The organism is Sellimonas intestinalis (assembly GCF_001280875.1).
GTDB lineage: Bacteria > Bacillota > Clostridia > Lachnospirales > Lachnospiraceae > Sellimonas > Sellimonas intestinalis.
The window spans coordinates 432,476-442,756 of record NZ_LGAJ01000007.1 but is presented as its reverse complement, the minus strand read 5'-3'; the positions used below and the strand labels follow the sequence as shown (position 1 = coordinate 442,756).

General features: G+C 34.9%; 10 protein-coding genes. All 10 read right to left on the bottom strand.

The features are described 5' to 3' along the window. Nucleotides 1-23: 23 nt before the first annotated feature. Nucleotides 24-866: a tyrosine-type recombinase/integrase gene (locus AOA56_RS09535; protein WP_051411923.1), complete on the bottom strand. Its 843-nt coding sequence runs from the start codon at nt 864-866 to the stop codon at nt 24-26. A 136-nt stretch (nt 867-1,002) separates the two neighbouring features. Then, nucleotides 1,003-2,229: a nucleotidyltransferase domain-containing protein gene (locus tag AOA56_RS09530; protein WP_053769518.1), complete on the bottom strand. Its 1,227-nt coding sequence runs from the start codon at nt 2,227-2,229 to the stop codon at nt 1,003-1,005. Further along, nucleotides 2,226-2,846, bottom strand: coding sequence for a VanZ family protein (locus AOA56_RS09525; protein ID WP_053769517.1), 621 nt, complete (start codon nt 2,844-2,846; stop codon nt 2,226-2,228). The genes AOA56_RS09530 and AOA56_RS09525 overlap by 4 nt, the downstream gene beginning before the upstream one ends. 25 nt (nt 2,847-2,871) lie before the next feature. Continuing rightward, nucleotides 2,872-4,251 carry a lipopolysaccharide biosynthesis protein gene (locus AOA56_RS09520; protein ID WP_024733494.1) on the bottom strand — a complete coding sequence of 460 codons (1,380 nt, stop codon included), beginning with the start codon at nt 4,249-4,251 and terminating at the stop codon, nt 2,872-2,874. Nucleotides 4,252-4,322: 71 nt separating this feature from the next. Beyond that, the gene (locus AOA56_RS09515; protein WP_024733495.1) at nt 4,323-5,645 is read right to left on the bottom strand and encodes an O-antigen ligase family protein; all 1,323 of its coding nucleotides are present in this window, start codon (nt 5,643-5,645) and stop codon (nt 4,323-4,325) included. Beyond that, nucleotides 5,620-6,507, bottom strand: coding sequence for a glycosyltransferase (locus AOA56_RS09510; RefSeq protein WP_053769516.1), 888 nt, complete (start codon nt 6,505-6,507; stop codon nt 5,620-5,622). Before AOA56_RS09510 ends, AOA56_RS09515 begins: the two co-directional genes overlap by 26 nt. A gap of 4 nt (nt 6,508-6,511) precedes the next feature. Then, nucleotides 6,512-7,636 carry a hypothetical protein gene (locus tag AOA56_RS09505; protein ID WP_053769515.1) on the bottom strand — a complete coding sequence of 375 codons (1,125 nt, stop codon included), beginning with the start codon at nt 7,634-7,636 and terminating at the stop codon, nt 6,512-6,514. 1 nt (nt 7,637) lies between these two features. Next, complete coding sequence (locus tag AOA56_RS09500; RefSeq protein WP_278277147.1) at nt 7,638-8,225, bottom strand: glycosyltransferase family 4 protein; 588 nt, start codon at nt 8,223-8,225, stop codon at nt 7,638-7,640. A gap of 72 nt (nt 8,226-8,297) precedes the next feature. Next, entirely contained in the window at nt 8,298-8,867 is a 570-nt protein-coding gene (locus tag AOA56_RS09495) for a hypothetical protein (protein WP_053769513.1), read from the bottom strand. Between the two features lie 16 nt (nt 8,868-8,883). Further along, nucleotides 8,884-10,269 carry a nucleoside/nucleotide kinase family protein gene (locus AOA56_RS09490; protein ID WP_053769512.1) on the bottom strand — a complete coding sequence of 462 codons (1,386 nt, stop codon included), beginning with the start codon at nt 10,267-10,269 and terminating at the stop codon, nt 8,884-8,886. Between the last annotated feature and the right edge of the window lie 12 nt (nt 10,270-10,281).

Sequence of the window (10,281 nt, the reverse complement as noted above, 5' to 3'; positions counted from 1 at the left end):
CAGAATCGTCATTCTGTGGTATTTTATACAATCAGCCTCATCTTTTTCAAAATCCGTTCATGTGTCCTGACCCCCTCTGCCACATAAATCCGTGTCGTCTCAATCGAAGAGTGCCCGAGTATATCTGCCAGAAGAGCCAGATTTTTCTCTACCGCATAAAAACACCTTGCGAACAGGTGGCGCAGATTGTGTGGAAAGACCTTTTCCCTGTCCACTTTTGCCTCCTCGCAGATCTGCTTCATCTCGTGGCAAATATTACTGCGGTCCAGTGGTTTTCCGCTTCTTGTCTGGAAAACCGGCCCCTTACGGATGGACTGAATACTCACATACTGATTCAGTTTTCCACGTAGTTTTTGGGGAAGCAAAATAGTACGGTCTTTCCCCTTTAAGTGGATCTGTACTTTTCCACTTTTCAGCGCATCCACCGTTATAAACTTCAATTCACTTACCCGGATTCCAGTTCCGCAAATCGTGAGAATCACATAATAAAGCCGCAGATTAGGTCTTTTTTTTGCCACCTCAAGCAGACGGCGGTATTCCTCTTCTGTCAGCTCTTTTTCCTCATCTACAAACGCCTGCCGCTGAATCTTCAGTAACTTCACCACGCAGGAGGAAAGCCCAGAGAATTCAAGATACGAATTAATTGCTGAAAGCTTCGTATTGACCGTCTTAGGCTGATATGTCTCGATCAGCCGTTCCCGGTACTCCAGAATCTTTGGCTTTGAAATTTTTGCGCCCTTCATAAATACCGAAAGTACCCGGATCTCACGCAGATACTTTTCAACCGTGGCCTGACTCTTCTCTTCCTGTCTCAAGAAAGATTCATAATTTTCCAGTGACTTCTTTGTAATGCTTTTTCTTTCCATAAACAACCAGCCTTTCTTTCATGGGTTTCTCTTTCATATTCCATGATATTCTTTTACCAGTCGCTTTTTGGAAAATCAAATACATTTTCCGAGCTTTCCGGTTCCTTTACGCCACAGCTCCATATAACATCCTCATTTAACGATAATATTTCAAAACCTTGTCTCGCTTCTTGGCGATTGTCATCCGCTTTTTCAAAAGCTTCCTTTTCTCACGTCCTGTTCCATATTCTCCAAATAGCTCCCACCATCTTCTAAGGATGTAGCAGGGATAGAGAAACGGCTTCTCACGAAGCTTCGGATAACGGCTCCCCAACCGAATACGGGACGGAAACAGAATCCGTTTCCATTTGCTTTCCCCGGAATCTATTGCTACCGCAGAAAACCCGGCAAGTTTTCGGTCATTGTTTTCACCAAAGCCGTAAATTCCTCCGGTAAACATATCTTCCATCAAAATTTCCGGACGCACACTTTTATTCACGAATCCCTTAGGCACCATGGAAAGATCCAGGTGGAGATAATCCGTTCCTGCATTCAAAATGGCCGCAAAGAGTTTTCTCATATGACTCTCCTCGAGAAACTTTTCGAACTGTTTCCAGTCTATCCGCCCGGAAAGCTTTTGTGTCCCCAGAATCAGATCTATCATCTGACGGACGCCCACCCCGGAACCATAAAAATGCTTGTAGAAATGGGACATGAGCTGGATCATCTGTGTCGTCGGCTCCAAAACAAAAAATCGATGCCCTTCAAACATAATTTCCTCCGTCTGATCCAAGCTATCATAAAATCGTGAATTCAGATGCCGTTGCATCTGATTTTCCTTTCCAATGACATTCAGATGAACTTCCACATACAGGGAATTATCCTGTGCAAGGTAGCTGATCTCCTGCTCGTCTTTCACGTCGGGTACATGGATGCTCTCTTCATTTATAAAATGAAGTGTTTTCAAAATCTCATCCACTTTTTGCAAATCTCCAGGATCGATCAATATATCTTCGTCTCCAGAAGGCCGCAACTCTGACTTGGGATACCAGATTTTGCAGGAAATCCCTTTCAGAACCACATAGCGAATTCCATGTTCCTGAAGCGTTTCGCAAAGCTTGGCGAAACGCTCAGTCTGCACAATCTGACGGCCGGCAGCCGCTACTGTCTCACTCATCCACTGATTCCGAATATCCGGCGCAACAACCGTATAAAGAGCCAGACGATAGATCTGTTCATAGATCATGGGCCATAAGTTTTGATGGACACTGATTTTATAAAGACACTTCCATTCTTCCTCTGTCCGATATCCCGTAAATTCTGCCGTCTGTCCGGTCAGCGCCGCTGAAATTATTTTTAAAAAATCTCGTTCCTGTGTATTCATAACTCATTCTCCCCGCACCGTTTTTTTCTCCACACTTTGTATCCTTTTCGAAACACCAGATACACCAAACCGCCCACCGTTCCTCCAATCGAGTTGTAGCAAAGATCGGATAACTGAAACGTCCCAAGACAAAACAGAAGCTGAAGGCTCTCGATTCCAAGTGAAACACTAAAGCTGATCACCAGAGCTCTTCCGATCATCCGCACCGTACTTCTGTGATCCACAAATTTTTCCGGAAAGGTCCAGTACAACAGCGCAGTAAACGGGAGAAATAACGCTATATTTTCAATGGCTTCTGTCGTCATCTCGCCATCGTCCCCATAAAGTCCCCAGCCGCCCAAAATATTCGATAGAGGATTACTCCAGATACTTCTATTTAAAAGTGTCCGGAACAGCATCAGCGCCACATAAAAAGACAACAAAAACAGATGACGGAATCTCTTCGATTTCCGAAACATTTCCCACCAGATTTTCACCGCTTTCGTCCAGCTCGTTGCTTTTGCAAACAGGTAAAAGAACATGAAAAAAACGGCGAGAAGAAGTGCAAAACCAAACGGCTCATAGATGGCTTTGAGGATGTTCGTGAGGATGGATTGTATAATGGAAATAAGGATCACCTCTTAAATTTGTTCAAAACTCTTGTTATTTCATACATGACAAAAATGGTTCAGATTTATTATGCATTTTAAGATATTTTTCAATCCACAGACTTTGTATAACGCAGTAAGGCGCTAATGCACAACAATGTGAAACAAGTATAATCCAATAATTCCTGCTTATATGTGTAAGCAAAACGCTAACGCCAAATAATAAAAACACTCCAATGCTCATAAGAACTGTCTGAATTTTCAATTCACTAAGTCCATTTGCGATAGAACCATTTAGATTGGACCATACCATAAAAAACTGTTCCAAGGCAAAGCAAAACATAAGTGGTATGCTGACTGCAAATGTTTTACTGCCTAACCAAACATCAAAAACTATCTGCATAATGGGAAATACTGCAACCTGCCCTACTGAAAATAAGACCGCAACTAATTGTAAGCCTCTTAATGCCTTTTTTATCCAGACAAAATCTTTTCCAGCCATCGCCTTTGTTACAGCGGACCATATTGGAATTGTAATTAGTGCATAAAACGTATTAACCAGGGAAAATACTTTAAAATATACATTATACTCTACTACTCTATCTGCTCCACATAATTTAGTAATTAAAATAGCATTACTATTATTAAGTAACATTGTCTCTAATTGTATAATCAAAAACAAACTTCCTAACTTTAATGTTTCTTTGGCATATTTAATTTTACAGTACCTTATACTTGGTACGGCAAACTTCATTTTTCCAGAAAACAGTACGATTGTTATACATATAAGCGGTATATTTACCGCAAGCATATATGCAATAGCCAATATAACGATATTATTGTTATATCCTGAGAAATTTGCCCCTAAAACATAGATTAGAATCATTGTATTCGTTACAAGTACAAGAAGATTGGCGATATAAGACTTTTGTAATGCATATTCAATGGAGGTCGATAGTCGAAGCACCAACTGTAGAAATATGCTAAAAATCACAATTCGCATCGCTGTATTTAATTCTGCATTAGAAACAGTGTTTGTGTTAATTCCAAAAAATTCTGTCCAGTCAATGAAATTAGTACAATACAACACGATTGTGCCAACTAAGACGGAAATGCTTAATAAAAAACCATATGCAGAAGATATTAAGCATTTGATTATTTTTTGATCATTACTACATGCAAATTCCTCTACCAGACGGTTTCTGAGTCCATTACCTATACCTAAATCGAAATTTAACATCCAAGTAACCACCGACAAAATCGTAAACCAAATACCTAATATTTCGTTTTTACTGAAATAATCCATGTAGGCAGGCGTTGTTAGTAAACCGACAATAATACCACCGCCCTTGATTACTACGGCATTTGCTATGTTTTTTAGCACATTTACGGTGTTTTCATTCCCATTGGAAGTCAGTTTTGAAAGAATTGTCATAATTTAATACTCCTCATTTTCAAATAAGGTTATTTTCTCTCTAAGATTATTGATATGAAAAATAATATTTTTTACATAAACGATGTTTTTTCTTCTTTACTATCATCTATATCCCCTCTTTCACTACCAATTTCATAACTTAATTCTTCCTTAAAAGGACTGTAAAAATTAGTATTCAAAACCCCCATTAAGAATCCCCAGATCAGAAATGCTCCTTCTTGCACAGGTCCCCTTATCGTATATGTGTACAAAATTCCTCCAAAAGAAATAATAATTAATAGGATATATACGTTCATTTCTCTATTTCTTCTTTTGATTCCTGCTATTCCTTTTTTTAAGGAGCTGAGGAATATCGTCAAGAGAGCCAGCACTCCTAATATTCCTATTTTAATTAATACTGTATAGTAGCCATTGTGTAATAGTGGAATTTGGTTATTTTCAACCATTTCTGACCAGGAATATGGGATATAATCGATGTGAATTCCTCTTCCTAATCCACTTCCTATTATTTTTTCAAAAAAGTTACTGCTAATCCATTGCTTTATAGCAGCTTGCATTTCGTAAGCTCTCCAATTATTCATCGCACTTTCCGTAGAATCAATAATCTGAGAGTTGTCCAGTTCATTGAGGGATTCTCCGACTTTCCCTGAAAAAAAATTCAAAACATCTTTAGGAATAATAGTCACAGTAACTACGGCCAAAAGTATTAATAATACTAGTAAAGTAAATACTTGCAAGAAGCTTCTTTTACGATTTTTTTTATATATTAGCACTAAAAACGCAACTAAAAGTATGGATGCTAACGGCACAAATATGGATATACGTCCAAGCGAAAGAAATACATGTGCGGAAACTATAATAATAATTAATGTATCTAATTTTTTTGAAAACACAAAATGCCTATTAAAAAATGAATTAAGGATCATAATAGGTAAAATAAATCCAATATCATACACACCCGTTACAAAATTCAGCCGTATGCCGTTAAAATCAAAATTTCCATTTATCAAAAAAATATAAAAGCAATAAATTGAAACTATAAATGCGTATATATATAAGGTCTTTAAAAGAGAGGCTCCCCTTTTATTTTTTATAAAGTTAGCACCTATCAAAATCCATAATAATGTAGATGTAAAATAAAAAATATCTCTTGCCACATTCCTAATAGGATAGAGATAATAACCTAGAACACCTCCCCATACGACCAAGAAAATATATAATTTTAATCCTCCTATTTTAGGTAATAGTATTTTAAAATGATTTTTCTGTATCAATATGAGAAGGTAAACAGTAGAAACCAGGAAAAAAACTGTCTGGCTAAAAATAATGGTTCCTGAAAGTAAAATAACCAATAAATCCCAATATACATTAGTGGGTTTTTTTATGTATTCCATATTTTTCTTTCACCTTCCAAATGATAAGCTGTAAATTTCTTATAAATATAGCCAGTATACATTCTAAAGAATTATAGCCACTATAATTTTTAATATAATATTTACGGCTTTTCAAAAACGCAATCATTCTTGCCGCATTACTGCTAGGTTTCTGCGAAGATATATGTTGATGATATGCGGTTACTTCATCTACGTAAAGAGCTTTATAACCTTTATTTTGCAAAGTTTTAGCTAAAATAGGCTCTTCACAATACATAAATACATTTTCATCAAGCAGATTCCCTTTTTTTATAAAAGATTTGGATAAAAAAAAGCAGCAGCCGGAGAATTTTTCACAATAGCCTGTCCTTTCCTCCGTTTTATAACCTCCCCCTATTTTTAGCTTCTGCTTCATGTATTCTATAGGATAAAGTATCTCTTCTAATGCTGTTAATTCTCTCATAGGGTTTTGGTTTTCTCCATCTGGTAATAAAACTCTCGACGCCATCGCCCCTATATTATTCCATTTACAACTTTCGTTTACCATAAAGTCAATGTATCCAGGGTCTCTTATCTCCACATCCGGATTAATAATCAAAACCCACGATGCATTCAGTTGCATTGCTTTTTTTATTCCAATATTATTGCCGTAAGAAAATCCACCATTTTTATCAGATGGAAGAAAGATAATCTGCTGTTCATGACAGAACTTTTTTAAGTTTTCAACTTGCGTCCTGTTGGATGAAAAATTATCTACAACAATGATCATAAAGTTTTCATACTTTTGCTGAAGTAAAAAGTTAATACATTTTTTTGTATCTGCTGTTGTATTATAATTCAGGATTACCCCAACCACCAAGTTTTCATTATCTATCGTTTCCATAAAATTATTGCTCCTCTTCTAATCTCTTTTCTAGTTCCATTACTCCTAAAAGGATCCTAGCTCTAAAACCTGCTATTTCCAAATCTCCACTACCTCCTCTCATCAAATAGAAACTTATTATATAAAGTAAATATAAAATCAAATTTCTAATCGTTTCCTCTTTAAAAGCAGTTACGGAAAATAAATTTTTTATATAGTTGATAATCTTATCATAAGATAATTTTTTCTCATATATAAGAGTCTGCAAAACAAAATGCCAATAATCGAAATCAGAAGGTGCATTTTTAAGAGAATACTCAAAATCAAAGACAAAAAAAATATTTTTATTTATACAGGTATTCCACGGCGTAAAATCTCCGTGTACACATCCCCAATCAACTAATTGGTTCGAATACACGTCCATAATACTTTTCACCGCTTTTAATATGCTTTTACGGTAGATTACATCCAATTTACCCGTATTTTTATTAAGAAACTCAATATATTTGTATAGTCTCGTGTTTTCAAATTTACATTTTTCGTGAGTTTTTGTGTAAAGCTCTTGAATAAAGATTCTATGATGCTTTCCAAAACTATGTAGAGTTCTGGCACCTTTTTGCTTTTGCGTAGACTGCAAAAAAACGTTTTCTTTCCCAACTCTGCCTTCAAATGTTTTCTTTGGAATATTTTTGACTCCCTTTTTATTCAAAAACTCAAGCATGGAAGCTTCATATTCAAATAACTTCTGTACTTTCATTGATTGTCCAATTTTACAGTAACCTAATATGCTGTTTCCTCTATAGATTTGAATCGTAATCTTCTGGTCTACAGAAGGAGTTCCATAAAAAATTGAGTATTCAAAATTCTCACCATAATATCTTTGTAGGATATTCATAAGTGAATCAGTTAGCTCAATCCTTTCTAATTCTATTTTAAAAAACAGTCTAAAAACTGAGCTCTTTAAAAGACAATTATATTTTTTTAATAGTATCCCTTTCTTCCCCGATGGTTCATAAATTTCAAAGCCAATGGATGTGTTTTTGTAGGGGATACTCCACATTTTTCCTTCACGATTTGTAAAAGTAAAAAATAATGGCATCGACGCTGTATCAATATTATTTTTTAGTATATACCTATTTTGAACATTCATATCACTCTTTCATCACTACCTCGTCTAATACAGTAAGTATCCGCTCTATAAATATGCTTTTGTCTTTCCATCTGAAATTATCCCATATTCTTTTGCGGCCATTTTCTCCCATCATTCTCCGAATATCAGGATGGTCTATCAAATACTGAATTGCTTTTGCCATATCTTGTACAAACTTTTTTGACCCATGTGGTTTAATTCTAATGGCACATTGGTCATTTGTAATTGTGTGCATCCCTGTGCAATCCAGACATATTACAGGCAGCCCCAGTGCCATGGCTTCCATAAGAGCCCAGGAACCACCTTCATGCAAACTTGGAAATAAATAAATATCTGCTTGAGATAGCAATTCCAGGACCTTGGTTCTGGGAACTTCATCCAGTATTGTCACTTTTTTCTGAAGACCATTTTCGTTTATAAAAGAAATAAGATGATCTTTTTCATTTCCTCTCCCAACTAATGTGAGATGAATATTACAATCTGGTAATAATTTTACAGTTTTTACAAGAGACATTACATTTTTAATCGGGATCAGACGTCCTGTGTATATTAATTCTGTTACATCTGATTTTTCACATTGATTGTGCAGGCTAAATATTTCTTCCTCTATTGCTGTCTCAAGTACAATATGAACTTTATCTTTATATTTGTCCGGAATAGTTTATGCTGAATCAAAGGTTCTTACTAATATTGCCGCCGCTTTTTTGGAAGGATACGCCACTAATGGATTTATAAATGCGCTTTTTTTCAAAAAATACCGGAATGATTGGACCAAATGATCCTTTAAAGGTAATGTATTTAAAAAACTTTTAGGGACACAATCCCCACCGCCTAACGGTCCCCATATAAATGGAGTTTTAAAAAAAGGCAAAAATGTAGGCATCCAGAAACTTCCGAAACTTAAATGCATGGTATAATCAATATCATTTGTTTCTATAATTTTTCTTATAATTTTAATTATATTGAATTGCCATATTGTATAATACAAATAAAGTCCCTTTTCTCTACGCTTTAGTTTTCTAATATATGCCGGAGCATCATAATAATAGAATTTAATATTTTTTCTTAAGTTCACTGGTAAATTTATTTCAATTTTTTCTCTATTATTTTCTCTTGTAATCACATGCAACCGATTATTTTTCGCCATTTGCAATACCCAGTTCCATCCTACTCCAGCTTCGGAACCAACAAAGGGCTCACATCCATATGCACTCACTAATATATTATGCATTTCCTCTATCCTTCTTTTATGCTATATAATCATTCGTTTTATTAGTATAGTAATCAATTATAACAGATAGGGCCTGATCCGTAATTTCTTCTGGTGTCTTATTTGCATCTAACTTTACATATCCTTTTGCTATATCCTTTAATTTATTAAATTCTATCATCTGACGCTTTATTTCATTTAATGTTAACTCTTGCTTCCTAGAAAAGACGACAGTAGGATCAGCATTTAACACAAAAGTAATTTGAGGCTGTGGAACAATTCTGCAAAAAAACCTTCTTATTTGAAATGGTAAGTTTATTTTTGATCTTTTCGGATCTACTAAAAAATCATAGGCGTATCTATCAAAAACTGTAAATTTATCAAACTGAACATCTTTTCGTATATTTACAAATCCACCCAAAATATAATCAACCGTATAGTATATGATTCTTATTAATGAACTAACTGTATTTGTTTTTTTCCCTCTATGCGGTTTTGTAAATTCCTTATCCTGTTCCATTATGCCTGCTCTCTCACCTAATTCGCCCAAATTGGGAATAAGCGTAGGTCTAAAATGATAGATATGTACTTTTGAGATATCCGTAACAAAACATTCTGCTAACTTTACTGCTAATAGATCGATAAATGTTGTCTTTCCTGTTCCATCCGGTGCCTCCACAGCTATCATTTTTCTTATCTTACGGGGACAAACAGCAATACGATATACCTTTTCTTTAAAAAAACTGATAACATTTCTGGTTGTGTATATCGGTCTTTTCTTAAACGCATTGACCTTCGAGTGTTTGGAAAGGCATCGTGCATTTTGAATGATCCATTCAAAATCAGACTGGTCTAAATGAGCACATATTATATCTGCCATATTTTTATCAAACACTTTTTCTAAGATTTTAAGGATATGTAATCGATTTTGCAAAAATCTTTCCGATATTTTATCTCTATATTTCTTTTTTAGTTCTCTGCATCCTATCACTTTATATAGCAAAAGCATTACTATATCATAAGATGGGCTCAATACTGTATAGCCGTGATATTCAATCGTATTTTTGTAAAGTTCGTGAAAGTCAAAAATTTCAAATCCTTTATTTAGATATCCGGCTATAAGATCTACATGAATATAAAAATCAGAAGAAAGATCTAACCCAATCCAACAATGTGCTCTTTCAAATTGAACAACATAATAATTTGGAACATTGTTTTCTTTTAATACTTTAATAAACAACTCTGCCGCACTTCTATACTTATTAGGATTTATTATTATATCAACATCTTTTGATTCGTTTTTTTCAGGTAATCCTTCATAATTTCTCAAAATAAAGTACTCTATTTGCCTATCTTTTAATATAGATAAATATTCATGTAATATCTTTGAATGTCTTTTATCCCATTTATATTGGATTTGCATAAAAAAACCTCT